The organism is Rhodococcus sp. PSBB066 (assembly GCF_017068255.1).
In the GTDB taxonomy this organism is placed as follows: Bacteria; Actinomycetota; Actinomycetes; order Mycobacteriales; family Mycobacteriaceae; genus Rhodococcus; species Rhodococcus aetherivorans.
In genome coordinates this window covers 2,124,783-2,151,541 of record NZ_CP070859.1, presented here as the reverse complement: position 1 = coordinate 2,151,541, position 26,759 = coordinate 2,124,783, and the positions used below count along the sequence as shown (strand labels likewise).

Genomic DNA, 26,759 nt, shown 5'->3' with positions numbered 1-26,759 from the left:
CAAGATGAATGCAGCGACGATTCGATGGTATATTAGGTCTGACCGTTAGACCAGAGAGGGCGGGGAGTCATGTCACCAGCCGCACCGAGCACGACCCGGACCGGACGTTCCTCCATCCAGCTGACTCCGATGGAGGTTCCCAAGGCGTCGGATGTTCTTGCCAACGAGCTGCGCGAACGCATCCTCAGCGGCGAATACACCGAAGGGACCCCGCTTCCCCCGGAACGCGAACTCGTCGTCCAGACGAAGATGAGCCGGACCACGGTGCGCGAGGCTCTGCGTATCCTCGAGGTACAGGGCCTGGTACGAATCAAGGCGGGACGCGCCGGGGGTGCCTTCGTCCAGCGACCCGGCGAGCAGTCGATGGCCGACACCGTGGCGCTGCTCATCCGAGGACGCCAGATCCGCCTGGGCGCGCTGCTCGAAACGCGCGAGGCGATCGAACCGTTCTGCGCGCAACTGGCCGCCCGCCATCGGACCGACGAGGATCTCGCCCGGCTCGACGCCGCGAACGAGGACATCGCGGCCGCCGGCGACAAGCTCGACGCGTTCCTCCAGGCCAACGTCGACTGGCACATCGCCGTCGCCAGCGCGAGCCACAACGAACTGCTGTCGGGTCTGATGATCTCGCTGTCCCGTGCCATCTACGCTGCCACCGAGAACGAGGGCTTCATCGACGAGAAGGTCCGCGAGATCACCGTGAAGGCGCATCGTTCGGTCACCAGAGCGATCCGAGACCGCGACCCCGATGCTGCGGTCCGTCGCATGAGCCGCCACGTTCACTCGTACGCCGAGTCGATTCGGGAGTTCGAAGAGCGCACCGACATTCCACTGGACCAGGAGTCCTGAGCGACGCCCCCGTCCAGGCTCGCAGGAGTCCCCCTCACCCCGAGGGACACGATGGCCCCCATACCACTTCGGTATGGGGGCCATCGCGTCGCCTACGTCCCTACGGCGCCCAGCTCGGCACCGGTCACCACGGCGCGGATCTCCTCCACCGCCTCCGGGTTCTCGGCACCGGACAGGTCTCCCGGATCGGTGCCCAGCGCCGCCGCCCGCACCGCGCGGCGCAGGATTTTCGCCGACCGTGTCTTCGGCAGACGCGACACCCGGTGAACCACGCTGGGCGCGAACGGCTTACCCAGTTCTGCGGCCACACTGGCGGCCAGCTCCCCCGAGATGTCCGTCCCGTCCGCATCCGCGCGGGGCACCCAGAACGCCCACACCGTTTCCCCCTTCTTCGGGTCCGGGACACCGACCGCCGCGGCCTCCGACACTGCCGGGTGCGCGGTCAGGATCGCCTCGACCTCCGCTGGGGCCAAGCGTTTGCCGGCCACGTTCATGACGTCGTCGGACCGGCCCCGGATGTACCACTGCCCGTCGCTGTCGACAAGCGCATAGTCTCCGTGCCGCCACATACCGGGGAACGTCGACCAATACGCCTCGAGGTACCGCTCCTCGTCCTTCCACACCCCGCGGGTCATAGACGGCCACGGCTGCCGGCACACCAGCTCGCCCTGTTCACCGCGCAGCGGACGGCCAGCATCGTCGACGACGTCGACGTCCATGCCCAGCGACGGACCGCCCAGCGAGCAGCTGCGGATCGGCTGCACCGGATACGGTGCGAGGAACGACCCGCCGACCTCGGTACCGCCGGAGAAGTTGATGATCGGGACGCGGCCACCGAACACCTCGCGTGCGAGCCACTCGTACGAGTCCGGGTCCCACGGCTCCCCGGTCGAGCCGATCGTGTGCACCGAGGACAGGTCGTACCGGGCGGCGACATCGCTTCCCTGCCCGCGCAGCGTCCGGATGAGCGTCGGAGAAACTCCGAGCATCGTCACCCGATGCCGTTCGGTCAGCTGCCACAGCCGGTCCCGGTCCGGTACGTCCGGTGAGCCCTCGTACAGCAACAGCGTCCCACCATTGGCATGCGTGCCGACGATCGACAACGGACCCATGATCCAGCCCATGTCGGTGATCCAGCAGAACACCCCGCCCGGTTTCAGATCGAACGAGTACGCCACTTCGCTCGCCGTCTTCACCAGGAACCCGGCGTGGGTGTGTACGGCGCCCTTCGGCTTGCCGGTCGTGCCGGACGTGTAGGCCAGCGCGAACGGCTCGGAGGCGTCCATGGCCTCGATCGGGACCGCATCACGGCTCGCGAGCAGTCCGGTCCAGGACATCTCGCGCTCACCCGATCCTGCTCCGGCGTCGAGGTTGTCGACCACGACGACCGACTCCACCGTGGGGCAGGTCTTCAGGGCCTCGTCGAGGGCCGGCTTCATCGGGACCGACTTGCCCCGGCGGATGGTGCCGTCCGCGACGACCACCACTTTCGCGTCCGCATCCTGAATGCGGGACGCGATCGCGCTGGGCGCGAACCCCGAGAACAGCGGCACGAGAACCGCACCGAGCCGGGCGATGGCGTACATCGACACGACGGCCTCGGGAATCATCGGCAGGAACAGGGCGACCGCGTCGCCCCGGCCCACTCCCAGCTCCCGCAGTCCGGCGGCGGCACGCTCGACCTCCGCCCCCAGCTCGCGATACGTCAGCGTGCGGACAGTTCCGTCCTCCGCCTCGTGCACGACGGCGAGCCGATCGGCGGCCACCGGATCGGCGACCCAGCGCCGCAGGCAGGCGTCGACGATGTTCGTCCTACCGCCGACGAACCAGTCGGAATGCTCGATGCCGCGCGAGGTGTCGAGCACGTCGCGATACGGCACCTGGAACGGCAGCTCGAGATCACGGACCACCGCATCCCAGTACCACCGCACGTCGGCGACGGAACGGGCACGCAACTCGTCCAGGCCGCCGAGGCCGTGCGCGCGGGCGAGCCGCGTGACGTTGGCGTTGTCGACGTAGTCGGCGGTGGGGATCCACGTGTAGTCGGACATGGTCAGCTCCTCGGCATCTCGAGCATGCGCTCGGCGACGATGTTGCGCTGGATGAAGGTGGAACCACCGGCGATGGCGGTGCCGCGCGCCTGGTACGCGAGCCGGAGCCAGCGTGACGTTCGCTGCTGCTCGTCGTCGAGTGCGAACTGGCCGCCGGCGGGCTCCAGGGACAGCCGGAAATCCGCCAGTTCTTCGACGAGTGGGCAGAAGAACAGCTTGCCGATCGATGTCACCGGACCGGGCGGGCCGTCGTTCGCCGCCAGCGTGATCACGCGCTGGCCGATGAGATAGTGCACGAGCGCGCGGCCGTAGAGGTCCGCGACCTTCTGCCGGATCACCGGATCCGCACCGAGCGGGCGGCCCGACTCGTCGGTCATCTCCGCGATGTCGTCGACGATGTCGTCGACGGCCCGTTTGGTGTTGACCCGGCCGGTGGCGATCGCCACCCGCTCGTACGCGAGCGTGCCCATGGCCACCTTCCACCCGCCGTCGACGTCGCCGACGACGAGATCGTCGGGGATGAACACGTCGTCGAGGAAGACCTCGTTGAATTCGGCCTCACCGAGCATGTGGGCAAGCGGGCGAACCGTGATTCCCTCGCTGTCCATGGGAAGGAGGAAGAAGGTGATGCCCTTGTGGCGGGGTCCCCCGCCCGTGCGGGCGAGCAGGATGGCATGAGCTGCGATGTGCGCTCGGCTGGTCCAGATCTTCTGCCCGTTGATCTTCCATCCGCCGTCGACCTTCGTGGCCTTGGTGCGCAGGGACGCGAGGTCGGACCCGGCCTCCGGTTCGGAGAACAACTGGCACCAGATTTCTTCTCCGGTGAGGATCGGGCGGAGGAACCGTTCCTTCTGTGCCGGTGTGCCGAAGTCGATGATGGTGGGACCGGCGAAGTCCTCGCCGATCGTGTTGAGTCGCTCCGGCGCGCCCACGCGATCCATCTCCTCGGTGAAGATGGCTTTGCGGATGGGGTCGGCGGCCTGCCCGCCGTACTCCTTCGGCCACGACATTCCTCCGTAGCCGGCGTCGAAGAGCAACCGCTGCCATCGTCGCCAGAACGGGACCTTGTCGACCAGATCCACCGGTTCCGGCCAGGGCAGCGTCGTGACTGCCTTCTCGGCCCATTCGCGGACTTCTCTGCGGAAACGGGCTTCGTCCGGGGAATCAGCGAGTTCCATTGCACCCCTCCTCACGTATTTAGGACGAATGATACTATAGGTCAGTCCAAAAAAGGAGGGCCGTCATGACAGATCCACTCCACTCCGGCGAGGTGGACCGGGTCGAGTACGACATCGAACGCGGCAAGATCCGCGAGTTCGCCCGCGCGACGTTCACCACCGATCCCGTCCACACGGACCGGTCCGTGGCGCATACAGCCGGATTCGCCGATGTTCCCGCGACCCTCACCCACACGGTCGTCGCCGGGCACCAGCGCGACCAGCGCAGGTTTGTCGAGACGCTCGGGCTGGCACTCGAGCGAGTGGTGGTCGGCTCGGTGAAGTGGACATTTCTGCGACCCCTGAGTGCAGGCGACCACGTCGTCGGCACCCGGCGCATCGTCGACGACGTGCAGCGCGAGGGCAAGCGCGGCGGATCGATGCGCGTCGTAACGCTGGAGACCGAATACGTCGACGCCGCCGGTGATCCGGTGGTGCGACTGGAGGAAGTGCTGATCGAGCGAGGAGAACAACGATGAGAGCACCTGCGAAGGCCCGCATCGGCGCGGTCGTCGACACGCGTGTCGTCGGTCCGATCACCCAGACGGACATCGTGCGATTCGCCGGCGCCGGAGGCGACTTCAACCCCCTGCACCATGATCCGGAGTTCGTCGCGACGTCCGGGTTCCCGGGCATCATCGCGATGGGCCAGATGCAGGCCGGGATCCTGGCCGGCTGGCTCTCCGACACATTCGGCGTCGAGCACGTCCGTTCCTTCGGCGTCCGCTTCGTCGCCCCGGTCTTCCTCGGCGACACCCTGACTGTCGGTGGGACAATCACGGCGATCACCGAGACCGACGGGGAGGCGCGGGCCGATCTCGATCTCGTCGTCTCCGGAACGAAGGGGCCCGTCGTCACCGGTTCGGCGACGGTCGTCGTCGCCGAGGTCAGATAAGCCCCCGGATTCCGGAGGGGGGTGATCCGCTGCCGCGCCCCGGCCCGCACGCAGCAGGCAAAGACCGCGTACACCGGCAGCGCCGGCGGGGAAGTCCCGGCGGCCGGGCGACGGGTCGGGGTCGCGGCAGGACGGGCACGGCGCGGCAAGCGCAGGTGAACTCCTGGTCGCGTAGTGACGTGAGCCACTCATCGGGCAACCAGGAGTTCACCTGCCTCTCAACCTTTATGGGCGTTGGGCACCGGCAGTCAACTCTGCCGCGATGCGCTTGCGGAGGAGGTGCTTCTGAATCTTCCCGGTGGCGGTCATGGGCAACTCGGCGACCACCTCGACGCGTTCAGGTGTCTTCTGAATGGCAACTCCCCGATCGAGCAGATAGTTGCGGAGATGCTCCAGGGTGGGAGCATTCTGCTCCTCCTTGGGCACCACGTAGCAACACACCCTCTCCCCGAGCCGCTCGTCGGGCATTCCCACCACGGCGAGAGCGAGGATTCCGGGATGATCGGCCAACTTGTCCTCGACCTCGCGCACACTGATGTTCATGCCGCCGCGGATCACGATGTCTTTGGTTCTGCCGGTGACCCGGACGAACCCATCGGCATCCATGACTCCGAGATCTCCTGATCTCGAGAAACCTTCGGGAGTAAAGAGTTCCGCCGTGTCCTCGGGCCGGTTCAGATACTCGATCATATGCGAGGGCCCGCGATAGGCGATGTCGCCCTCACTCCCCCGTGCCACCTCGAGGCCGTCGTCCCCCACAACCTTGACCTCTGCCCCCGGCAGCGCGGCGCCGTCGGACGTGACCGCCCGGCTCGGGTCGTCCTCGACGGTGCAGGTCGTCGTGGTGAGATTCTCACTCCTCCCGTACAGCGACAGGATGGTGGTGGTGGGCAGGTCGGACTTCGCCTTCTCCACCACGGCCGCCGGGATGGGGGAGCCGGCGCACACCCAGATCCGGAGGGAGGATAGATCAGCGTCCGGATCCTCGTCGGCCGCAGCCAACAACGTCTGCAGGAACGTGGTGGCCGTGACCGCGGCCGTACATCCGAACTTCTTGATCTCGGCGAGCCCGCGCTCAGGGGCCCACTCCGCCATGATGTGGGTCGCCGCGCCGCTGAGCAGAGGTACGAGCACACTGGTGACGAGTCCTGTGGTGTGCGTGATCGGGGACGGCCCGAACTGGACATCCGCCTCGGTATGCCCGAAGGCCGTCTTCAGCGCACGTGCGCCCGAAGCGTAGGTGTTGAAGGTGTGCAGGCAGCCCTTGGGACGCGACGTAGTTCCGGACGTGTACACGATGACGAACGGATCGTCGGGGTGGGCACGGAAGCCGAGTTCCGTGTCGATGACGTCCGGGTCCGCGTCCACGACCAGGCTCTCGAGAACCTCGATGCCCCGCTCGGCGAGTGCCTGACGGCTCTCCCCCGAAGCGCGGACCGCGATGATCGTCTCCAGCGTCCGCGACGACCGCCGGATACCATCGAACATCGACGCATAGTCGAAGCCCTTGAACTGTGCCGGTGCGATCGCCATCCGGATCGAGGCGTCGGCGACAACGTGTGACACCTCATCCGTCCGGTAGATCGGCATGATCGGCACCGTCACCACGCCGATCCGAGCGAGCGCAGCTGCGACGACGACGAACTCCCCCCAGTTGGGCAGTTGAACGGCGACACGGTCGCCGGCCCGGAGCCCTCTCCGGTGGAGGCCGAGCGCCAGCCGCTGCGACCTGTCGTAGAGCTGAGAGAAGGTCAGCTCCTGCACGCCGTCGGTGACGAAGATCTTGTCGGGGCTGCCCTCGGCACGTGCCCGCAGAAGGTCGGTGAAGTTCTCGTCGGCCCATTGGCCACTGGCATAGAACTCTTCTACCTGCCGGGGGGTGTATCGGCCGAGGTTTCGATCGCGCGTCATGGGAGGATTCCGTCCTTCTTGAGCTGCCACACGTTTACGTAAAGATTAGAATGGTTAGACCGAAGTGGCAACCACCTACGACAACATCCGCGAGCGCTCATTGCACCCGCTGGTCGACCGGCAAGCGAAGGGGCCCACAAAAATTCACCGTCGGCTGCGAGCCCGGCACCGGCTGAGCCATGTAGCCCGGTAGCTGTCGACGACGGACCCCGAGGAGCCCGCCGTGGCTCCTCATCGCATTTTCCACACCGGCGCACGCTTCTCACGGAAGGCCGTGACACCTTCGACAACATCCTCCGTGGTGAAGGCAAGGGCCAGTTGAGACTGCAGCGTCGCAAGTGCGTCCGGCAGCGACATGTCACGAGTGTTGTTGATGGCATCCTTGCCCAGGCGCATCAGCAGCGGTGACTTTCTCGCCAGTCGGCGCGCCCACGCGCACACCTCCGCATCGAAGTCGCTGTCCGGAAACACGCGATTCACCAGTCCCAGTTCGTGAGCTTCTGCGGCGGTGAGTTTCTCTCCATACATCATCAGCTCATTGGCCTTGAGCCGCCCGACGTTCCGGTAGATGAGCGCAGAGATCATGAACGGGAAGACGCCGACGTTGATCTCCGGGCATCCGAAGTGGGCAGACTCCTTGGCCAGCACGAAGTCACAGGCGAGCGCGAGCCCGAACGCGCCCGCGAGCACGTCGCCACCGGCCGCACAGATCACCGGCTTGCCGAGACCGCCGATGAGTCGGTACAGCCGCGGGAAGCGGTCCAGGCCCGCATACTTGACGATCGTCGGGGTGTCGCTCGCGAATGCTTTGAGGTCACCGCCCGCCGAGAAGATCTTCTCGTGCGACGAGGCCAGCACGACAACCCGCACGTCGTCGTCCCCCCGCGCGCGCTCGAGCGCGGCCAGGAGTTCGTCCAGCAGGTCGTCGGACAGGGCGTTGCGGGTTTCCGGGCGGTCGAGAGTGAGGACGGCGACGTGCTCGTCGACGTCGTAGCGCACAGGGGAAGCCATACTGGCCATCCTTCCATTTTGGTCCTACCATTCGACCCTAACCTCGCGAACAGGTGGAGACAAGAGCCGATCGAAGCAATTTCCGCCGAGAGCGTGACGAGATTGGACTGACCATATACATTGGAGGTAAGCCGCAGACGGCGACCGGACGCCCTGGCGATGCAACTCTCTATACTGTGTGGTGTGTCACAGGAAGGTGCGACGGCGTCGCCGCCGTCCGTGTGGCCGCCGTGGCGCGAGGAGTAGTGAGTGGTCATTTCGACGAGTTCGTTCGAGCTTGCCGAGCAGGCAATTGCAGAACTGCAGGAACTCCTCGGCAGCGAGCCGAGCCTGGTTCGCCTGGCGGGTGGCGAGCCGGATCCGGCAGTGATCCGCGCGTTCGCAGCCCGCAAACTCCGGGAGGGCGCCGACTCTCCGGAGCAAGCGGTACGGCTCGCCGACCTCGTGATGCGGCTCGACGCCGCCGACCGCGACGACATTTCGCGCCGACTGCGCATGCACAGCGAGCAGTTCGAGGCGCTCCAACACGTCGTGCGCGCCATCGACACCGGAGCCGACAGGATCGCGCAGACCGTGACGCAGGAACTGTGCACGAACCTCGGGTACGCCAAGGCCATGTTCTCCGTGGTCCGCGGTTCCACTTGGTCACCCATCGCGCTCGCCGTCCACCCCGAATTGACCGGGGATTTCCACCCACTCATCAAGGCCATCGACGGTCGAGAGATCTCGCTGCGGGAAGCCCCGCGGGAAGCCGAACTGGTTCGGCGTCGCCGGCCGTACGCAGTGGATGCCTCCGACACCTACCGGCACACGTACCGTCCTCTCATCGACCTGTCGCGCCCGGCGGGATATATCGCCGTTCCCATCGTCGTCGGCTCCCGCGCAGTGGCGATGATCCACGTCGACCGGCAGAGCGACGGACTCTCCGACACCGACGTCCACATCGTCGGCGCGCTCGCCGCGGTGTGCGCCTCGTCGAAGGAACGCGCCGATCTGCGGCAGCAGATCTATGCGCGCAACGAGCACATCGACGCCGAGGTCCAACGTCTCACCCGGGCACTGCGGCACCTCGCACAGGCGCCCGTGACGATGCCGGAACTCGGTACCCGTGAACTGTCCCGCTCCGACGTGGCGACGCTGGACGGTGGGTCGCAGGACCCGGCCATTCCGCGCGCGCAGTCGCTGACCACTCGCGAGCGCGAAGTGCTCACACTCATGGCGACCGGGGCGACCAATGCGGCGATCTCCCGGCGGCTCTGTATTTCCGACGGCACCGTCAAGAGCCATGTCCAACGGATCTTCAAGAAGCTCGGGGTATCGACGCGCGCCGAGGTGGCAGCGCTGTACGCCAATGCCAAGACGGTGACTGGTGGTGCCTGACGTACCCGAAGCGGATGCGCAGCCGGACATGAACACCGGGGACGCCGATCTCGAACGCGCCATCGCGGACCTCCTCACCGACATGCGCACTGCCACCCCCGAGCGCGCAGCCGAACTCGGCCGGCGCCTCGTAGATCTCCTCGATCGGCGAAAGGCCCTCGCGGAGAAGCGGACCGCCGAGGTCGGCGCACTGGCGTCAGGCATCGATCGTGCCGTCCACGCCTTGGACGACGCCGCCTCGAGTGCGGAACTCATGCGACGCGCGTGCGAGCGTGTCGCCGAACTCTGCTCTGCCCGGAAGGTCCTTCTGTCTCGGCTCGAGGGGGATCGAATCGTTCCCGTGACCTCCTTCAGCACCGACCCCGGTACGACGCCGTCGCTGCCCCTCGGGTTCGACCTCGTGGCGGGCTCCCCCGAAGCACATGCGCTCGCGACGAGCACGGTCACGGTCGATGAAGTGGTTCCCGAGTCGATGCGAGAAATTCTGGGTAACAGCGGTTTCGCCACCGTTCCGGTCCTCGTCGACGGGAACGCGACCGCGCTCCTGCACGTCGACACAGCACTGGACGGTCCACGGCGCCACGCCCTGAGCGTGTTCGCGGAAATGCTCGGCGGCTGCTTCGAACGGGTCGGTCTCGAATCGCGTCGCGAACGTCAGGACCTTCTCCTCCGCGAGAGCGCCCGACGGTGGAGCAGCGACACCGACTTCGACGCGCTGCCTCCACGCGGCGCGACCGACAGCGCGCCGTCCCCCACGGAACACGACGACGCGGACCAGCGCCTGCTCGATCCGCTCACCGACCGCGAAGCGGACGTCGTTCGGCTGATTCTCACCGGTGCGTCGAACGCCGCGATCGCCGCCGAACTGGTCATCACCGTCGACACGGTCAAGTCGCATGTGAAACGCATCCTCCGAAAACTGGGCGCTACCAACCGCGCCGAACTGATCGCGAAGTATCAGTCCACCCCTCGGTGACGCGGCGGCCCCGGCACCGTGACTCGCCCTGACCTGGCGGGCCTGGCGATGCAGGCCCACCGGACGACGTCGTCAGGCGTCGGAAGGCGGCACGGTCACCGTGATGGTGTCCACCTCCGGCGTCAGCACGAGCTGGCAGGCGAGGCGAGAGCACGGCTGGACGCCGTCGAGAAACTCGAGAAGATCCTGCTCCTCTGCCGTCGGCTCCCCGAACACCGCGGCGGAGTCGTCCACGTACACGTGGCAGGTGGCGCACGAGCAGCTGCCACCGCATTCGGCGACGATGCCGGGAAGGTTGTTGCGTACCGATCCGTCCATCACGCTCTGGCCGGCCGGGACGTCGACGGACGACGTCGAGCCGTCCGGGAGCTGGTACACGACAGTGGGCATGGCGATCTCCTCCAGGTTGACCGATGAACATCTGCGCGGCCGCCTCGCGGGGCCGGGTGCCGTACCCGGAAGGTGCGGCCGTTCTCCGTGCCCACAATTGTGTCGAGGATCACTGGATGCCCGCATCACCACATCGACCGATTACCCCCCTCCCTGAGGGTGAAGTTGCGACGGGACCAGCACAGTGCCGCGGGGTGACCGGGCACACATCCCCCGTTAGGTGGACAACATTCGTTCGCTGGTGTGATGCCTCTCACTCTCTGGGCTGACAGGCTCGAGTCACGTCAGTCGGCGTGAGCGTCGAACCTATGGCGCCACATCTCACTGCACCACGCAGATCTCACTGCACCACGAAGGGGAATCGATGAGCACTACAGAGCAGGTCACGGAGCTGATTCCGGACACCGTCGCCCGTCGGATCGTGCTGCCCGAAGGGCACCGGGACAACGACGCGTTGTTCGAGGCCTACCGTTGGCTGCGCGAGAACAACCCGCTCGGCCGCGCCGTGGTGGAGGGGTACGACCCGCTGTGGCTGGTGAGCAAGCATGCCGACATCATGGAGATCGAGCGCCAGCCCGACATCTTCACGAGCGCGGGCGGCGAGGACAAGGGTTCCGTCAACCCGATTCTGGCGAACCAGGCCGGCGACGAGTTCACCAAGAGCATCAACAACGGCAGTCTCCGCATCCTGGAGACCCTCACCTACCTCGATCCGCCGGAGCACACCGAGATCAAGGACATCGCGATCGACTGGTTCCGGCCCACCAACCTCGCGAAGTGGGAAGCCACCATCCGTGACCTTGCCAAGGCGTCCGTCGCCCGGCTCCTCGAGACGGACGGCCGGATCGACTTCGTCAAGGACTTCGCCCTGCACTACCCGCTGCACGTCATCATGAGCCTGTTCGGGGTGCCCGAGGAGGACGAGCCCCGCATGATGGCCCTGACACAGGAATTCTTCGGGACGGCCGACCCCGACGCCGTCCGTGAGGATGTCGAACCGCTGACTCCGGATGCCGCCGCCAAGCAGTGGGTGGCCACGATCCAGGACTTCTACGCATACTTCGAACAGCTGCTCCAGGATCGCCGCGCCAACCCCAAAGACGACCTCGCGACGATCATCTCCCTCGCCCGCGACAAGGACGGTAGGTACTACCCGAACGAGATGGCCTACGGTTGGTTCATCGCCATCGCGACGGCGGGCCACGACACCACCTCGAGCACCCTCGCGGGCGGCATCCTCGAGCTCGGCCGCAACCCGGACCAGCTCGCCAAGGTGAAGGCCGACCTGGCACTCGCTCCGCACCTCGTGAACGAGTCGCTGCGCTGGGCCTCGCCGGTGAAGCACTTCATGCGTCAGGCGACGCAGGATTACACGCTGCGCGGCCGCGACATCAAGAAGGGCGACCGCTTCATGCTGCTGTACCAGTCGGGCAACCGCGACGCCGAGGTCATCCCCGACCCCGATCGCTTCGACATCACCCGCCGGCCCAACAAGCACATCGCCTTCGGCTACGGCCCGCACATGTGCATCGGCCAGCACCTGGCGAAGCTGGAACTGCGGATCATGTTCGAGGAACTGCTCCCCCACATCGAGTCCCTCGCGCTGGTGGACGAGACCAAGATGATCCAGACCAACTTCGTCGGTGGACTCAAGAACATGCCCGTCAAGATCGAGTTCACCGGGTAACACGATGCTCACGTCACACCCCTCACCCACCGTGGTGATCGTCGGGGCCGGGCATGCCGGCGGCACACTCGCCGGCATGCTGCGGCAACAGAAGTTCGACGGCCGCATCGTCCTGTGCGGGGAGGAAACGCATCCGCCGTATCACCGTCCGCCGCTGTCGAAGAAGTACACCGACGACGAGTTCGTGCAATGGCTCAAGCCGGAATCCTTCTACGCCGACAACGCCATCGAAACCCGCCTGGGTGATCCGGTCGTACACATCGACCGGGATGCCCGGACCGCGACGACGGCATCCGGTGCGACCCTCGAGTACACGACGCTCGTCCTCGCCACCGGCGCCGCACCGCGGACCCTGACGCTCCCCGGCAGCGACCTCGACGGTGTCCTGAGCCTGCGCACCCTCGGCGACGCCACACAACTGCGCGAGGCGGTCCACACCGGGTCCTCACTGGCGATCGTCGGCGGTGGGTACGTCGGACTCGAGGTCGCAGCGTCGGCCCGCGCCCGCGGGTGCGAGGTCACGGTCATCGAGCGTGAGGATCGGGTACTGGCACGGGTCGCCAGTCCGGAACTCTCGGCCGCCCTCACCGAGTTCCACCGCGACCGCGGCACTCACATCCTGACGGGGGCCGAGGTCCGGGAGATCACCGGGACAGCCGGTCGCGTCGGTGGAGTCACCCTCGCCGACGGCACCGATATCGCCTGTGACCTGGTGCTGGTGGGCGTCGGCGCGATCCCCAACGACGCACTGGCCCGGGAAGCCGGCATCGACTGCCTCACGGGGATCGTGGTGGACGGGTCTGCGCGCACCAGCGATCCGCATGTCCTCGCCATCGGGGACGTGACCTACCGCCTGCACGACACACTGGGCAAGATGGTGCGTCTGGAGAGCATTCCCAGCGCGGTAGAGCAGGCGAAGCAGGCGGCAGCCGTCATCACGGGCGCGCCCCTGCCACCCCACGAGGTGCCGTGGTTCTGGTCGGATCAGTTCGATCTGAAAATGAAGATGGCCGGGATGGTCGATTCCGCCACCCGGGCAGTCCTGCGCGGGGATCCGTCCGAGTCCTCCTTCGCCCTGTTCCACCTCGACAGCGACGGTGTTCCGGTTGCCGTCGAGACCGTGAACGCCGCAGCCGACTTCATGGCCGGAAAGCGCTTCATCGGCAACCGCACCAAGCTCGACCCCACCGCACTCGCCGATCCCGCGACCTCGCTGCGGGAAGCCGTTCTGTAGAGCATTTCGACTTTCGCCGGCCCTACCGGGCCGGCCCTCAAGACATGGAGTACGTGATGATGGAAGCACTCGCAGCAGTCGCGAGAGAGCCGCACGCCGAATTCACCCTCGAGCCGATCACTATCGAGGGACCGAGGGCCGGCGAGGTCCTCGTCGAGATCGAAGCGGTCGGCATCTGCCACACCGACCTCGCCGCCCGCGACGGCGCCCTCCCGACCGCGCTGCCCGCCGTCTTCGGCCACGAAGGATGCGGCGTCGTACGGGAAGTCGGCCCCGGCGTCACCAAGGTCGCCCCCGGGGACCGCGTGGGCATCACCTTCAACAGCTGTGGGACCTGCCCGTCGTGCACCACGGGGGCACCCTCGTACTGCCACCAGTTCATGCACCTCGCCTACGACGGGGTGCGCGAGGACGGCACGGGACCGCTGTCCACCACCGACGGTGAGCGCCTCACCGGTCTGTTCTTCGGGCAGTCCTCCTTCGCCACCTACAGCCTCGCCTTCGAGCGCAACGTCGTGAAGGTTCCCGACGACGTCCCGGCCGAACTCCTCGCTCCCCTCGGCTGCGGCATCCAGACCGGGGCGGGCGCGGTGATGCGTTCCCTGAACTGCCGGCCCGGATCTGCGGTACTCGTCGCCGGCGCCGGCTCCGTCGGCCTGGCCGCCGTCATGGGTGCCGTCGTGCAGGGCTGCACCACCATCATTGCCGTCGAACCCCATCGATCCCGGCGTGAACTCGCCCTCGAACTGGGCGCCACCCACGTCGTCGATCCTGCCGCCGGCCCACTCGTCGAGCAGGTCCGGGCCATCGTCCCGGCCGGTGTCGACTACGCGATCGACACCTCCGGCGTCCCGGCCGTGATCGAGTCGCTCGTCGGAGCCATGACCTTCCACGGCAAGATCGGCCTCATCGGCGTACCCGCCGACCCGGCGGCCTCCGTGCCGCTGAACATCATCAACTCCCTCGCCATGGGACTCACGATCACGGGGATCATCGAGGGCGACAGTGTCCCCGACGAGTTCATCCCCGAACTGGTCGAGCTCTACAAGGCGGGCAGGTTCCCGCTCGACAAGCTCGTCACCACCTTCCCCTTCGCGAAGATCAACGACGCGATCGAGGCCCAGCACCGGGGCGAGGTGCTCAAGCCCGTGCTCGTGCAGGACTGACCACCCCACCGACACACTTTCGAGAAGGACACCCCGATGACGATCGACTACACCGATCTCTACATCCGCGGCGGATGGGTACGGCCGTCCGGCGATGCGACGATCTCGGTCATCTCGCCGAGCACCGAACAGCGGATCGGCTCGGTGCCGGACGGCACCGAGTCCGACATCGACGATGCGGTCGAGGCCGCCCGCGCGGCGTTCACCGGCCCGGACGGCTGGGCGTCGTGGAGCGCCGCCCGGCGCGCCGAGGTGCTGGGCCGCTTCGCCGACGAACTCGAATCCCGCGCCGAGGACACTGCGACCCGGGTGAGCAGCCAGAACGGCATGCCCATCAGCCTGGCCCGGCAGTTCGAGGGCGGCTTCCCGCCTATCCTGCTCCGCTACTACTCCGAGATGGCGGCGAAACAGGAGGACGAGATTCGTCCCGGCATGCTCGGCGGATCGACCCTCGTCACTCGCTCCCCCATCGGCGTGGTGGGCGCGATCGTGCCGTGGAACGTCCCCCAGGCCATCACGTTCCTCAAGCTCGCTCCGGCGCTCGCCGCCGGCTGCACCGTGGTCCTCAAGCCGTCTCCGGAGACCGTGCTCGATGCCTTCCTGATGGCCGAAGCGGCGATCGCGGCGGGCCTGCCCGCAGGTGTGCTCAACATCGTCCCGGGTGGACGTGAACTCGGCGCCTACCTGGTGGCGCACCCGGGCATCGACAAGGTCTCGTTCACCGGCTCCACCGCCGCCGGCCGGGCAATCGGTCGCACGTGCGGTGAACTGCTCCGCCCCGTCACTCTCGAGCTCGGCGGCAAGTCCGCCGCCGTGGTCCTCGACGACGCCGACCTCGCCGCGAACATCGAATCCTTCTATGCGGCGACTCTGCTCAACAACGGCCAGATCTGCTGGCTCGGCACCCGCGTCCTGGCGCCGCGTTCACGCTACGACGAGATCGTCGACACCATCACCGATCTCGCGAAGGGCCTGTCGGTCGGAGACCCGCTCTCCGACACCACCCAGATGGGACCGCTGGTCTCGGCCCGTCAACGCGACCGCGTCGAGGGCTACATCGAGAAGGGCAAGTCGGACGGCGGGCGGATCACCACCGGCGGCAAGCGTCCCGCCGGGGCAGATCACGGCTGGTTCGTCGAGCCCACCATCTTCGCCGACGTCCAGACCGGGCACACCATCGCGCAGGAGGAGATCTTCGGCCCGGTGCTGTCGGTCATCCCCTACACCGACGAGGCCGAGGCCGTGGCCATCGCCAACCACTCGGACTACGGCCTCGGGGGTTCGGTCTGGACCGCAGACCCCGAACGCGGTGCACGCTTCGCCCGCAACATCGCCAGCGGCACGGTCGGTATCAACGGCTACGCCAACGATCCGACCGCCCCCTTCGGCGGCATCAAGAACAGCGGACTCGGACGGGAACTCGGACCCGAAGGACTGGCAAGCTACCAACAACTCAAGAGCATCTACCTCGACGTGCGATGACCCCGGCGTGGGCGCGGCCGCATGCACAAGCATGCAGCCGCGCCCGCGGCGGTAGGTGCCAGGAAAGGAGACACAATGACGAAAGATGAAGTCGCGCTGCTCGACTTCGCGGTGCAGTGGGCACCCTACGACGGCGGCGACGAGCACATCCTTCCCGAGTTCGGACTCGTCCCCACCGACTTCTACCACCGATTGCGGTGTCTCCTCGACGCGCAACCGAAGATCGACGCCGGGACGCGGCGCCGTCTGAAGAGCCTTTGCACACGCAAACTCGGCTATCCCACGGTCGTCCAGCAGAAGTCGACGTCGCCCAACCGAGGACGGTGAAATACGCGGTCGTGGCGGATGCCGCGTTCCCGGGTTCACGCATCGTCCGGAGTCGTGGACGGGTTCGGGCTCTCCAGCAATCGGTCCAGGTAGAGAGCCGTTGCGGGACTGAGACCGTGGGCGCTGCGCTCCTGCGCGATGCGGTGCAGAAGGACGCTTACAGCGGACCCCGCATCCAGTAAGGGCTGGACGATACTGACCCCGGCGCATTGCTCGAGCACCGGAAGAACCACGCGCTCCGCCTCACGGTCCGACCCGGCAGTGGCGAGGCACTCGGTCAGCAACACGCGCGCATAGAGGGATGCTCTCGGCCGCCAGGTGGCGTCGATCGACTCTGCAAGCACTCGAGCTCTGTCACAGGCCTGCGTCCGGGCGCTGGCCGAGCCGGCAACAAGGAGCCGGATGACCGATTCCTCTGTGATCTCAGTGGTAACCCGACTGATACCGTCCAGCGGTTCTTGCGGGAGCTGCCGAGGAAAGCTGTCCGGGCTGAAATGCCCGGATCCGATTCCCAGGCGAATGCGCTCGTTCACGAGGTGCGCCGACAGGCGCGGAAGTTGCAATGTACGTGCCAGCTGTTCGCCTTCGTTCAATCGCTCGGCAGCAGCGTCGTACCGGCCGAGCCGGTGCTTCAGGCGCGCACCGACGACGTAGGTGGACAGCATGAAATCGACCGTTCCGCCTTCGGCCCCGAGACTGTGGCTCTGGTCGAGGAATCGCTCGGCCTCGGCAAGGTTCCCCTGCTCGTACAGCAGGTCTCCGAGCAGGGCCCCGGTGAGCCGGGAGCCGTAGGACAGTTCCACTCCCCGCTCGGTTGCCAGCTGCATGGCATGACGGAAACTGGCCTCGGCATCGCCGAGATCGAGTTGTTCTCGTGCGGCCAGCCCGTCGAGGCAGTACCCGTAGATGACGCTGAAGGGCCCGGAAGATCGCCGATGGTATGGACGTACCCATTGCTGCCAGCGCCGGGCCTCGGCAAAGTCGAACCGATGGATCGATCGAAACGACGCGACGTCAGCGGTGCCGCACAGGACCCAGGGGCGGAGCCGGTCGGCACGGGCGGTGCAGGCCTCGACCGCCGCATCCATCCCGTCGAGCCGGTCGTCGAAGGCGTTGACCGTGGCCCGGATGAGCGCTGCTTCGGCTCGGATGTCAGCTTCGTCTGCGGTTGCCGACGGCAGAGCTGCCGCGATGTTGCCGAGCGCCTCGGCGGCGGCAACGCGATGATGCAGGATGGCATGCGCCCAGGCCAGCGTGGTCTGTAGGCGCAGCCGGCGCGCGCTGGACGTGCCGGGGAGCTTCGCGGCCAGGCCGAGCAGGGTGCTCATCTGTGAGTGCTCGAGCAGTGGTATCGCCTCGTGTTCGACGGCATCGATCGCGTCGTCGTCGCTGCCGGCGACGAGGAAGTGATCCACAGCCGGGCTGAGTAGGTGCTGTTCGAGAAACCACTCGGCGGCGGTGTGATGCAACTCGATCAGGCGTTCCGGATCGTCACGCTCGAGCCGGCGGCGCAGGAACTCGGCGAACAGGTGGTGGTAGCGGAACCACTGTCCCTCCTCGTCGAGACGCGTGAGGAACAGGTTCCGCGCCTCGATGTCTTCGAGCACCGCCTGGGTATGCCCACGGCCGGTCAGGGCGGTGGCGAGAGCAGCGCACGTGCGCTCGGTGATCGACGTGGCGAGCAGGAAGTCGAGCAGATCCGGCTCCAGGGTATCGAGGACGTTCTCGGCGAGGTACTCGCCGAGAGCCCGGTGCCGGCCGGACAGATGACGGATCGCCGTGCGCGGATCGTGGTGTTCGCGCAGGGTCAGGGAGGCCAATTGCAGCGCCGCCACCCACCCGTCGGTCGATTCCTCCAGATCGACGACCTCCTCCTCGTCGAGCTGCACATCCGTGGCGCCGGTGAGCAGTTCCCGGGACTCGCCGAGGTCGAAGCGTAATGCGGCCGAGTCGATTTCGATCAGTTCGTTGCGCACGCGCAGGCCGCTCAACGGCAGACCCTGCCGGGTCCGGCTGGTGACGACCAGCTGCAGGTGGTGGCAGCCGTGTTCGAGCAGGAACCGGGCGATGGACCGGCTGGCCGGGTTGGTCACCCGGTGCCAGTCGTCGAGGACCACCGCGATGTGCTGCCCACCCGCATGCGTCCGGTTGATCAGGGTGGTCAGCACGAACCGCTCGGCGCCGCCCCCGTGTCCTTCCAGCGCCCGGGTCAACTCGGTGCCCAACCCGGGCAGGGTCACCGTGATCGCATCGACGAGATGCGCGAGAAACCACGCCGGGGTGTTGTCGTCCTCGTCGATGGTCAGCCAGGCGGTCGTGCCGCCGGTGCGCTCGAGCATCTGCACGTACTGGGTGGCCAGGGCGGTCTTTCCGTATCCGGCCGGACCATGAATCAAGATCAACCGGGGTCGGGTCGCGGTCCCGAGCCTGCCGAGCAGCCGGGTGCGCGGCACCATCGCGTGAGCCGTGACCGGGGGGCGGTACTTGGTGGTCACGGCGGGCGGAGGGACGGGCCCGGACGCCCCGGCCGACGGCTCGAGGCGCAGGTACGCCGCGGTCCCCGCAGGGTCACGGTTTTCCCGCTGTGGTGGGCTCTCCTCGTCCCCCGCCAGCGGCAGCGGCAGGTCGGCAACGTGGTATCCCAGATCCGTCCCGGCCCGGCGCAGCGCCTCCCCCAGCGCCGCCGCCGTGCCGAAGCGGTCGGCGGGGTCGCGGGCCATCGCCTGCTCGATCACCACCCGGACGCCCTCCGGGACCTCGTGTGCGCGCAGATCGGGGATCGGTTCGGTGCTGATCCGCAACAACTGCTCCACCAGTTCCTCCCCGCGGCGCCGAGCGAAGGCGGGGCGGCCGGCCAGCGCGGTGAACAAGGTGGCGCCGAGTCCGTAGACGTCCGAGGCGACCGAGGGTGAGCGTCCGTGCAACACCTCCGGCGCGGTGTAGGCGGGGGAACCCACCACCAAGCCTCGGGTGGTGTCCTGCCGGTCCGCCAGTCGGGCGATCCCGAAATCGGCGAGTTGCGGTTCGCCGTACTCGGAGAGCAAGATGTTCGCCGGTTTGATGTCCCGGTGCAGCACCCCGGCCCGATGCGCCGTCTCCAAAGCTCCGGCCATCTTGATCCCGATGTCGAGCACCTCGGGAACCGTGCGCGCCCCGCGCCGGGTGATCCACGCGTCGAGCGAGTCGCGGCGGTGGAACGGCATCACGATGTAGGGACGTCCGGTATGGGTGACGCCGGCCTCGAGCACGTGCACGATGTTCGGATGCCCCGACAGCCGGCCCATCGCCTGCTGCTCACGCAGGAAGCGAATGCGATCGGCCTCATCGGGGTTCGAGCTCAAGACCTTGATCGCCACTACCCGGTCCAGGGCGGGTTGACGGCAACGGTAGATGATGCCGAAACCGCCCCGGCCCAGCACCCGAGGCTCGTCGAAACCGACAGCAGCCAGCTCGTTGGCTATCTCTCTCTCGAACTGGTTCGAGGGATGCTCGACGGCTTCGTCCGACACGGTTGGTCCTCACCGACTGTTACGCCACTGACTGTCTCCGGTCGGATCATGGTTGCACATGGCTCTACCTGGGTTTGGTTCCTCATTCTAGCCTTACCGGCACAGACTCAGGCGGGAGTCGAGACCGCCATGAGTGCGGGCTTCGGAGCAGGCCGGTCCCGCACTCACGGCGCCACATTTCACGTGTTTCGAGCATGTGCGTCCGGCGCGCGAGGGCAATAGCCACACCGGCTACTGCCGCCCGGACCGAGGCGGGGTGGAGTTCGGGCCGGAATCGGTTGACGGGACCTGTGACGCTGAGCGCGGCGATCGCGCGGTTGCCGGATTCCAGCACGGGCACCTCGATTTCGTTGTGCCGCAGAACCATCGGTGAATACATGCCGCCCGGCACGAGTCCGGTCACCGAGGGCCCCGAGCAGCGGAAGACCGAAATCGGTAATCCCTTGTTCCTGGAGCGGGAGCCGGGACCGCGCGGCATCCCCGCCCTGGCACTCGCGTCGGATTCCTCGATGCCGGAAGGAGTTACCCCGCCCGAAGATAGCGGGAGACCGCTTCGGCTCGGTTGGCGGCACCGAGTTTGCGCAGAATGTGCCTCACGTGGGCCTTGACTGTGGCCTCCGAGATGAACAGCCGGTTCGCGATGCGGGCATTCGAGTCACCCTCGGCCATGTGCGCAAGGACCTCGAGCTCCCGCCGGGTCAGCAGGTCCACATTCCCCACAGGGTGGCCGGACTGCATCGGGTGGCGATATCCCGGAAGCGCAACGACCGAATCGTTCGCCGACTCTTCGTTGGAAGCGATCATTTCGTCCAGCATGTCCGGCGAGGCATCCATGACGGCGGTGACCTGCTGCCGGATCGTCCGGAGGCGTTCCTGATAGTAGAGACGTTCCAGGGCATAGCCGAGACATTCCGAGAACGTGCGGACAAGCGTCCGATCGAACTCGCCGACCTCCCGGCCGTCGCTCGGGCTGTCGGCGTGGACGAAGCCGAACACTCCGGAGCCGACCATGATGGGAGCGGCGACGTAGGAGGAAGTGCTCGTGACCTGCTTGAAGCCCGGGTCCACGCGGTCGTCTGCCTGCGCCCGGGGAACCAGCACCGGCGAACGGCGCCGCACGATCTCGCTTTCGATGAGCCGGTGGCCCAGCGTCCGGCTCCGACTGCCGACCGCCAGGATCTCGGCAGCGAGCGCCGAATCGTTCCGCACGTAGCACGACTTCGCCACCCAGCGGTTGCCCTCGACCCGGGACAACATGCACCGCCGATAACCCAACTCGCCGACATGGGTCGGGGCGAGCCGGACAAGCTCGGCTACCGACCCGACGGTCCGCAGCGCATCGAGCGCCCGCCCGACTCCGGCGATCGCCTCCGATCGCTGTGCCAACTCGGCTTGGCGCAGCATCACCCGCGCGTGACCGACCTGCTGGGACAACCCGAGCAGACGAGCGATCTCCGCGCCGGGCGCTGTTTCACCGAGCCTGCGCGTGAGGGCCTCCTCGACGACCTCGAGGGCGAAATCTGCCTCGTCGAGGTCGGCCGGAGTGCGCGAATCGGCCGGGGCGTTCCGCCCCAGGAGCTCATGGGCAAGTGCCAGCACACCCCGGGCCCGCTCCAACTCCTCACCGACACTCCCGACGGGGCGTAGCGCAGGCGAAGAAGCGCGGTCGGCCGCGGCCGACCGAAAGGGCATCGTCGGTACCACGTATTCGGTGCTCCTTCCCGGCCTCATTGCCAGAGCAGATAAGGGAAATGTTAGCAATTCATGCATGCATGTCTCAATACCCCGGATTTTCTGAAGGAATCCGATCGGCGTAGTTCGGTCAGGCCCGGGCTGGTGGCGTTTCTCGCTCGCCCGTGCCGACCGCGCGCAGGAGTCCGTCCGCCGATGCGCTCGACCACGGGGCGAGACATGGATGCATGATTCTGAATCTTCCTCCTGTCCGTCCAACGATAGGCGTGGCGAGGCGCTCTTCCTCTTTCGGCGCAGGTGGTCGCCGAGGCCGAGTCAGCCGTTGGGATGAGAAACGTGCGCCCAGGGAGTGATGTGCATCACCCCGCCCGGGATCGAAGATTATCGGGACTCGAGTGATCGGCGTCACGCGACGGACGGCCGGACCGCGACGTCTCCGCGACATTGCTGCCACCCATCGGAGGAAAACTGTGACCACCATCGAGGCCATTACGGGTCCCACCCGACCCGTACCGGACGAAATCGCCCGCCGGATAGTTCTCCCCGAGGGCCACCGAGACGAGACGGCCCTGTTCGCGGCCTACAAGTGGCTGCGGGAGAACAACCCGCTCGCCCAGGTACACGTCGAAGGCTACGACCCGCTGTGGCTGGTGACCAAACACGCCGACATCCTGGAGATCGAGCGCCAGCCGGAACTCTTCTGCAACGGCGGAGGGTCCGACCCCGGCACCCACAACCCCATCCTGACCAACCAGGCCGGCGACGCGTTCACCAAGAGCCTCACCGGCGGGAGCCTGCGCATCCTCGACGCCCTGCCCTATCTCGATCCGCCGGAGCACACCGCGGTCAAGGACGTCGCTAGCGACTGGTTCCGGCCCGCCAACCTCAAGCGCTGGGAGGATCGCATCCGGGCGCTGGCCACGGAGGCAATCGCACGGAGGCTGCGCCCCGGGGGGAACGAACTCGATCTCGTCAAGGATTTCGCGATCTTCTATCCGCTGCACGTCGTCATGACCCTCTTCGGCGTTCCCGAAGAGGACGAGCCGCGCATGATGGCTCTGACCCAGGAGTTCTTCGGCACGGCCGATCCGGACGAGGTCCGCGCCGACGTCGAACCCCTCAGCCCGGAGGCCGCGGCCAAGCAGTGGGCCGCCGCCATTGCCGACTTCTTCGCGTACTTCGACGTACTGGTGGAGGATCGCCGCGCCAACCCACGCGAGGACCTCGCCTCGATCATCGCCAACGCGCGACAGGCCGACGGCGAGTACTGGCCCAAGCAGTTCGCCTACAGCTGGTTCGTGACGATCGCGACCGCCGGGCACGACACGACCACCTCCACCCTGGCCGGCACCCTCGAAGCACTCGCCCACCACCCCGATCAGCTCGCCGCGGTCCAGCAGGATCCCACCCTCATCGGAGACCTGATCAACGAGGGCCTGCGCTGGTGCTCCCCGGTGAAGCACTTCATGCGCCAGGCCACCGAGGACTACGAGCTGCGCGGTCGACACATCAAAGCCGGTGACCGGCTGATGCTGCTCTACCAGTCCGGCAACCGCGACACCGACGTCTTCGACGCCCCGGACGAATTCCGCATCACCCGCAAGCCCAACCGGCACATGGCCTTCGGATACGGCCCGCACATGTGCACCGGTCAGCACCTGGCCAAGCAGGAGTTGCGGATCATGTTCGAGGAGTTGCTGCCGCGCATCCGCTCGATCGAGATCACCGGGGAACGCAAGGTGACCCAGACCAACTTTGTCGGCGGGCTGAAGAGCCTGCCGGTCCGGCTGGAGCTCGCGTGACCACCGCTCCCCCCGGCGCCGCCCGGGGTGTGGTGGTCGTCGGTGCCGGGCATGCCGCGGCCTCACTCGTGGGCCTGCTCCGGCAGGAGGGGCACACCGGCAAGATCACGATGCTCGGTGAGGAACTCGACTACCCGTACCACCGGCCGCCGCTGTCGAAGAAGTTCGCCGAGGGTGACCTCGAGCAGTGGCTGCGCCCCCCGGAGTTCTACCGCGAGCAGGAGGTCACGGTGCGTCTCGGGGAACAGGTCACCGAAATCGACCGCGGGGCCGGACAGGTCATCACGGCCTCCGGCGAGCGGATCGGGTACGACGTGCTGGTCCTCGCCACCGGCTCCCGCCCCCGCCCCCTGCCGGTCGCGGGAGCGGAGCTGGCCGGGGTCGGCGCGCTTCGCACCCTCGGCGACGCCCGAGCCCTGCGCAAGTGGGTCACGGAAGGCCGCACCCTCGCCATCATCGGCGGCGGCTACATCGGCCTCGAAGTGGCGGCAGTCGTTCGCTCCGCCGGCGCAGACGCGGTGATCCTCGAACGCGAGGACCGGGTCCTGGCCCGGGTCGCGAGCCCCGAACTGTCGACGATCCTCACCGCGCGGCACACCGCACAGGGCACGGTCGTGCGGACCGGTGTCGGGGTCGTCGGGCTCGAGGGCACCGAGGGGCAGGTGCAACGCGTCGTCCTCGACGACGGGGAGACGATCGACTGCACCGCAGCGCTGATCGGGATCGGCGCCCTGCCGTGCGACGAGTTGGCCGCAGCCTGCGACCTGGAGCGCGGCCCGGCCGGTGGCATCGTCGTCGACGAGTTCGCTCGCACAAGCGATCCCGCGATCCTCGCCATCGGCGACGTGACCTGCCGGCGTGTGCCCGGACTCGACAGCATCGGGCGACTCGAGAGCATCCCGAGCGCGACCGAACAATCCCGGCAGGCGGTAGCCGCGATCCTCGGCACACCGTCGCCGCAGCCCGAGACGCCGTGGTTCTGGTCCGACCAGTTCGACCTGAAGCTGAAGATCGCCGGCGTCGTGCGACCTGGGGCCGACATCGTCTGCCGCGGGAACCCCGAGTCGGGGCGCTTCGCTCTCTTCCACCTACGCGACGGAATCCCCCTCGCGGTCGAGTCCGCCAATGCCGCACCGGAATTCATGGCCGGAAAGAAGTGGATCGGCGCCGGCACACCTGTCGATCCCGGCCGACTGGCCGATCCCGGTGTCGCCCTGCGCGACGCCGTCCACTGACGCCATCGCGCCGGCCTGCGACGTACCACCCCACCTGCACGATCCGAGGAATACCATGCCCAAGATCACCTATCTCGTCCCCGACGGAACCGCCCACATCGTCGATGTCCCAGTGGGACAGAGCATCATGGACGGGTCGGTTCGCAACAACCTGCCCGGCATCGTCGCCGAGTGCGGCGGCAGCTGCTCCTGCGCGACCTGCCACGTACACGTCGACCCCGAGTACGCCGAGCTGTTCGACGCGGCCACCGACGAAGAACGCGACCTGCTCGAGTACGCCGAGGATGTCGACGAGCGCTCCCGGTTGTCATGCCAACTCATCGTCAACGCCGCGTGCGAGGGCGCCCGAGTGGTCGTGCCCGATTCCAACGGCTGACCCGGCGCCGGACCCCACCTGCGGGGCCACCCCCTTTCCTCACCCCATTTCCGGGACCGCGCTACAAAGGAGCCGCACCCCATGACCGCACTCACCGGCACGACCGACTATCAGCAGTTCTACATCGACGGAAGCTGGGCCGACCCGTCATCGTCGCGCACCGTCGAGGTGCGGGCCGCGGCCACCGAGGAACGCCTCGGCAGCGTCCCGGAAGCGAGCGAACGGGACATCGACGACGCCGTCGCCGCCGCCCGCCGGGCATTCGACGACCCTCGGGGCTGGTCCCGCTGGGATCCGGCGCGCCGCCGCGAGGCGCTCGAGCGTTTCGCCGTGGCACTGGAGAAGCGCGCCCCCGAAACCGCGACCCGCGTGAGCTCGCAGAACGGTATGCCGATCTGGCTCGCTCAGCAGTTCGAGGGCGGGTTCCCGGCCCTGCTGCTGCGCTACTACTCCGGCCTGGTCGCCGACACCCCCCAGGAGGAGACCCGGCAGGGCATGCTCGGCGGGAAGGCGCGCGTGATCCGTGAGCCGATCGGCGTGGTCGGCGCGATCGTCCCGTGGAACGTCCCGCAGGGAATCACGTTCCTCAAGCTCGCCCCCGCCCTCGCCGCCGGATGCACGGTCGTGCTCAAACCTGCTCCAGAGACGGTCCTCGACGCCATGCTGATGGCCGAGGCAGCCGCCGAGGCACAGCTGCCGGCAGGCGTACTGAACGTCGTGCCCGGTGGAGGCGAGATCGGGGCCTACCTGGTAGCCCATCCGCAGGTGGACAAGGTCTCGTTCACCGGATCGACGGCGGCCGGCCGGACGATCGCCGAGACATGCGGGCGCCTGCTGCGCCCGGTGACCCTCGAGCTCGGCGGCAAGTCCGCCGCGATCGTCCTCGACGACGCCGACCTGGCCTCGACGATCGAGAGCTTCTTCGCCTCGACACTTCTCAACAACGGTCAGATCTGCTGGCTCTCGACCCGCGTACTGGCCCCCCGATCGCGATACGCCGAGGTCGTCGACACCGTCAGCGGGCTCGTGTCCTCCCTGCGGATCGGTGATCCTCTGGCCGAGACCACTCAGATCGGTCCGCTGGTGTCCGCACGGCAGCGCGATCGGGTCGAGTCCTACATCGCCAAGGGGAAGGCCGAAGGGGCCCGGCTGACCGCCGGCGGCGGCCGGCCGGCGGGCCTCGACCACGGCTGGTACGTGCAGCCGACCGTGTTCGCCGAGGTCGACAACAACCACACCATCGCCCAGGAGGAGATCTTCGGGCCGGTCCTGTCGGTGATCCCGTACACCGACGAGGACGAGGCGGTTGCCATCGCCAACGCCTCGGACTACGGCCTGGGCGGCAGCGTCTGGACCACAGACCCGGAGCGCGGCGAGGCCGTCGCCCGCCGGGTGCGCACCGGCAGCATCGGCATCAACGCCTACGTCAACGACCCCGTCGCCCCCTTCGGCGGAATCAAGGCCAGCGGCATCGGCCGTGAACTCGGACCCGAGGCCCTGCACAGCTACCAGGTCCTCAAGACCATCTATCTCGACGCCTCGGCCGCGCAGGCCTGAGCAGAACCCGTC

The 26,759-nt window shown here is 67.4% G+C and carries 21 protein-coding genes; 14 read left to right on the top strand and 7 right to left on the bottom strand.

Going from position 1 to position 26,759, the window contains the following annotated elements; translation table 11 throughout:
- Positions 1–129 precede the first annotated feature (129 nt).
- The gene (locus JYA75_RS10035) at positions 130–849 is read left to right on the top strand and encodes a FadR/GntR family transcriptional regulator (protein ID WP_006934213.1); all 720 of its coding nucleotides are present in this window, start codon (positions 130–132) and stop codon (positions 847–849) included.
- Between the two features lie 92 nt (positions 850–941).
- Here the strand turns inward: JYA75_RS10035 and JYA75_RS10030 are convergent, their stop codons facing one another.
- Together JYA75_RS10030 and JYA75_RS10025 are read right to left on the bottom strand one after the other, a co-directional pair.
- A complete protein-coding gene (locus tag JYA75_RS10030) occupies positions 942–2,900 on the bottom strand; it encodes an AMP-binding protein (protein WP_203329937.1) in 1,959 nt (652 codons plus the stop codon).
- 2 nt (positions 2,901–2,902) lie between these two features.
- Positions 2,903–4,078, bottom strand: coding sequence for an acyl-CoA dehydrogenase family protein (locus JYA75_RS10025; RefSeq protein ID WP_006934215.1), 1,176 nt, complete (start codon positions 4,076–4,078; stop codon positions 2,903–2,905).
- A 65-nt stretch (positions 4,079–4,143) separates the two neighbouring features.
- Here JYA75_RS10025 and JYA75_RS10020 point away from each other — a divergent pair, with 65 nt between their 5' ends.
- Complete coding sequence (locus tag JYA75_RS10020) at positions 4,144–4,596, top strand: MaoC family dehydratase N-terminal domain-containing protein (protein ID WP_006934216.1); 453 nt, start codon at positions 4,144–4,146, stop codon at positions 4,594–4,596.
- Entirely contained in the window at positions 4,593–5,012 is a 420-nt protein-coding gene (locus tag JYA75_RS10015) for a MaoC family dehydratase (protein WP_006934217.1), read from the top strand. The genes JYA75_RS10020 and JYA75_RS10015 overlap by 4 nt, the downstream gene beginning before the upstream one ends.
- 225 nt (positions 5,013–5,237) lie before the next feature.
- Here JYA75_RS10015 and JYA75_RS10010 read toward each other — a convergent pair whose 3' ends face one another.
- Positions 5,238–6,923: an AMP-binding protein gene (locus JYA75_RS10010; protein ID WP_006934219.1), complete on the bottom strand. Its 1,686-nt coding sequence runs from the start codon at positions 6,921–6,923 to the stop codon at positions 5,238–5,240.
- Between the two features lie 231 nt (positions 6,924–7,154).
- Positions 7,155–7,934, bottom strand: a complete 780-nt coding sequence (locus JYA75_RS10005; protein ID WP_006934220.1) for an enoyl-CoA hydratase-related protein — start codon at positions 7,932–7,934, stop codon at positions 7,155–7,157.
- 249 nt (positions 7,935–8,183) lie between these two features.
- Here JYA75_RS10005 and JYA75_RS10000 point away from each other — a divergent pair, with 249 nt between their 5' ends.
- Both JYA75_RS10000 and JYA75_RS09995 read left to right on the top strand, forming a co-directional pair.
- The gene (locus JYA75_RS10000; RefSeq protein ID WP_029545761.1) at positions 8,184–9,314 is read left to right on the top strand and encodes a LuxR C-terminal-related transcriptional regulator; all 1,131 of its coding nucleotides are present in this window, start codon (positions 8,184–8,186) and stop codon (positions 9,312–9,314) included.
- Positions 9,307–10,290: a LuxR C-terminal-related transcriptional regulator gene (locus JYA75_RS09995; RefSeq protein WP_006934223.1), complete on the top strand. Its 984-nt coding sequence runs from the start codon at positions 9,307–9,309 to the stop codon at positions 10,288–10,290. The genes JYA75_RS10000 and JYA75_RS09995 overlap by 8 nt, the downstream gene beginning before the upstream one ends.
- Before the next feature lie 72 nt (positions 10,291–10,362).
- Here JYA75_RS09995 and JYA75_RS09990 read toward each other — a convergent pair whose 3' ends face one another.
- Positions 10,363–10,680: a 2Fe-2S iron-sulfur cluster-binding protein gene (locus JYA75_RS09990; RefSeq protein WP_006934224.1), complete on the bottom strand. Its 318-nt coding sequence runs from the start codon at positions 10,678–10,680 to the stop codon at positions 10,363–10,365.
- A gap of 364 nt (positions 10,681–11,044) precedes the next feature.
- On the opposite strand from JYA75_RS09990, the gene JYA75_RS09985 reads away from it, so the two are divergent.
- The 5 genes from JYA75_RS09985 to JYA75_RS09965 all read left to right on the top strand — a co-directional run bounded on the left by JYA75_RS09985 (position 11,045) and on the right by JYA75_RS09965 (position 16,576).
- The gene (locus tag JYA75_RS09985; RefSeq protein ID WP_006934225.1) at positions 11,045–12,367 is read left to right on the top strand and encodes a cytochrome P450; all 1,323 of its coding nucleotides are present in this window, start codon (positions 11,045–11,047) and stop codon (positions 12,365–12,367) included.
- Between the two features lie 4 nt (positions 12,368–12,371).
- Complete coding sequence (locus JYA75_RS09980; RefSeq protein WP_006934226.1) at positions 12,372–13,601, top strand: FAD-dependent oxidoreductase; 1,230 nt, start codon at positions 12,372–12,374, stop codon at positions 13,599–13,601.
- A 59-nt stretch (positions 13,602–13,660) separates the two neighbouring features.
- Positions 13,661–14,767 (top strand): NAD(P)-dependent alcohol dehydrogenase, encoded by a 1,107-nt coding sequence (locus tag JYA75_RS09975; protein WP_029545763.1) that lies wholly within the window; start codon positions 13,661–13,663, stop codon positions 14,765–14,767.
- Positions 14,768–14,803: 36 nt separating this feature from the next.
- On the top strand, positions 14,804–16,249 hold the full coding sequence (locus JYA75_RS09970) for an aldehyde dehydrogenase (protein ID WP_006934228.1): 1,446 nt from the start codon (positions 14,804–14,806) through the stop codon (positions 16,247–16,249).
- A 75-nt stretch (positions 16,250–16,324) separates the two neighbouring features.
- Positions 16,325–16,576 carry a DUF3263 domain-containing protein gene (locus JYA75_RS09965; RefSeq protein ID WP_006934236.1) on the top strand — a complete coding sequence of 84 codons (252 nt, stop codon included), beginning with the start codon at positions 16,325–16,327 and terminating at the stop codon, positions 16,574–16,576.
- A 35-nt stretch (positions 16,577–16,611) separates the two neighbouring features.
- Here the strand turns inward: JYA75_RS09965 and JYA75_RS09960 are convergent, their stop codons facing one another.
- The gene (locus JYA75_RS09960; protein ID WP_239010556.1) at positions 16,612–20,085 is read right to left on the bottom strand and encodes a serine/threonine-protein kinase; all 3,474 of its coding nucleotides are present in this window, start codon (positions 20,083–20,085) and stop codon (positions 16,612–16,614) included.
- A gap of 522 nt (positions 20,086–20,607) precedes the next feature.
- Entirely contained in the window at positions 20,608–21,684 is a 1,077-nt protein-coding gene (locus tag JYA75_RS09955) for a LuxR C-terminal-related transcriptional regulator (RefSeq protein ID WP_155948158.1), read from the bottom strand.
- A gap of 563 nt (positions 21,685–22,247) precedes the next feature.
- On the opposite strand from JYA75_RS09955, the gene JYA75_RS09950 reads away from it, so the two are divergent.
- From JYA75_RS09950 to JYA75_RS09935, 4 genes are all read left to right on the top strand, one after another.
- On the top strand, positions 22,248–23,579 hold the full coding sequence (locus JYA75_RS09950; protein ID WP_006936686.1) for a cytochrome P450: 1,332 nt from the start codon (positions 22,248–22,250) through the stop codon (positions 23,577–23,579).
- Positions 23,576–24,814, top strand: coding sequence for an FAD-dependent oxidoreductase (locus JYA75_RS09945; protein WP_203329936.1), 1,239 nt, complete (start codon positions 23,576–23,578; stop codon positions 24,812–24,814). The genes JYA75_RS09950 and JYA75_RS09945 overlap by 4 nt, the downstream gene beginning before the upstream one ends.
- A gap of 55 nt (positions 24,815–24,869) precedes the next feature.
- On the top strand, positions 24,870–25,190 hold the full coding sequence (locus tag JYA75_RS09940; protein ID WP_006936691.1) for a 2Fe-2S iron-sulfur cluster-binding protein: 321 nt from the start codon (positions 24,870–24,872) through the stop codon (positions 25,188–25,190).
- A gap of 81 nt (positions 25,191–25,271) precedes the next feature.
- Positions 25,272–26,747 carry an aldehyde dehydrogenase gene (locus JYA75_RS09935; protein ID WP_006936692.1) on the top strand — a complete coding sequence of 492 codons (1,476 nt, stop codon included), beginning with the start codon at positions 25,272–25,274 and terminating at the stop codon, positions 26,745–26,747.
- The last annotated feature ends 12 nt before the right edge of the window (positions 26,748–26,759 follow it).

Bases quoted from the DNA above. Each gene is read 5' to 3' on its own strand.
- JYA75_RS10035 (WP_006934213.1), top strand. From the start codon at position 130: ATGGAGGTTCCCAAGGCGTCGGATGTTCTTGCCAACGAGCTGCGCGAA.
- JYA75_RS10030 (WP_203329937.1), bottom strand. From the start codon at position 2,900: ATGTCCGACTACACGTGGATCCCCACCGCCGACTACGTCGACAACGCC.
- JYA75_RS10025 (WP_006934215.1), bottom strand. From the start codon at position 4,078: ATGGAACTCGCTGATTCCCCGGACGAAGCCCGTTTCCGCAGAGAAGTC.
- JYA75_RS10020 (WP_006934216.1), top strand. From the start codon at position 4,144: ATGACAGATCCACTCCACTCCGGCGAGGTGGACCGGGTCGAGTACGAC.
- JYA75_RS10015 (WP_006934217.1), top strand. From the start codon at position 4,593: ATGAGAGCACCTGCGAAGGCCCGCATCGGCGCGGTCGTCGACACGCGT.
- JYA75_RS10010 (WP_006934219.1), bottom strand. From the start codon at position 6,923: ATGACGCGCGATCGAAACCTCGGCCGATACACCCCCCGGCAGGTAGAA.
- JYA75_RS10005 (WP_006934220.1), bottom strand. From the start codon at position 7,934: ATGGCTTCCCCTGTGCGCTACGACGTCGACGAGCACGTCGCCGTCCTC.
- JYA75_RS09990 (WP_006934224.1), bottom strand. From the start codon at position 10,680: ATGCCCACTGTCGTGTACCAGCTCCCGGACGGCTCGACGTCGTCCGTC.
- JYA75_RS09985 (WP_006934225.1), top strand. From the start codon at position 11,045: ATGAGCACTACAGAGCAGGTCACGGAGCTGATTCCGGACACCGTCGCC.
- JYA75_RS09980 (WP_006934226.1), top strand. From the start codon at position 12,372: ATGCTCACGTCACACCCCTCACCCACCGTGGTGATCGTCGGGGCCGGG.
- JYA75_RS09975 (WP_029545763.1), top strand. From the start codon at position 13,661: ATGGAAGCACTCGCAGCAGTCGCGAGAGAGCCGCACGCCGAATTCACC.
- JYA75_RS09970 (WP_006934228.1), top strand. From the start codon at position 14,804: ATGACGATCGACTACACCGATCTCTACATCCGCGGCGGATGGGTACGG.
- JYA75_RS09965 (WP_006934236.1), top strand. From the start codon at position 16,325: ATGACGAAAGATGAAGTCGCGCTGCTCGACTTCGCGGTGCAGTGGGCA.
- JYA75_RS09940 (WP_006936691.1), top strand. From the start codon at position 24,870: ATGCCCAAGATCACCTATCTCGTCCCCGACGGAACCGCCCACATCGTC.
- JYA75_RS09935 (WP_006936692.1), top strand. From the start codon at position 25,272: ATGACCGCACTCACCGGCACGACCGACTATCAGCAGTTCTACATCGAC.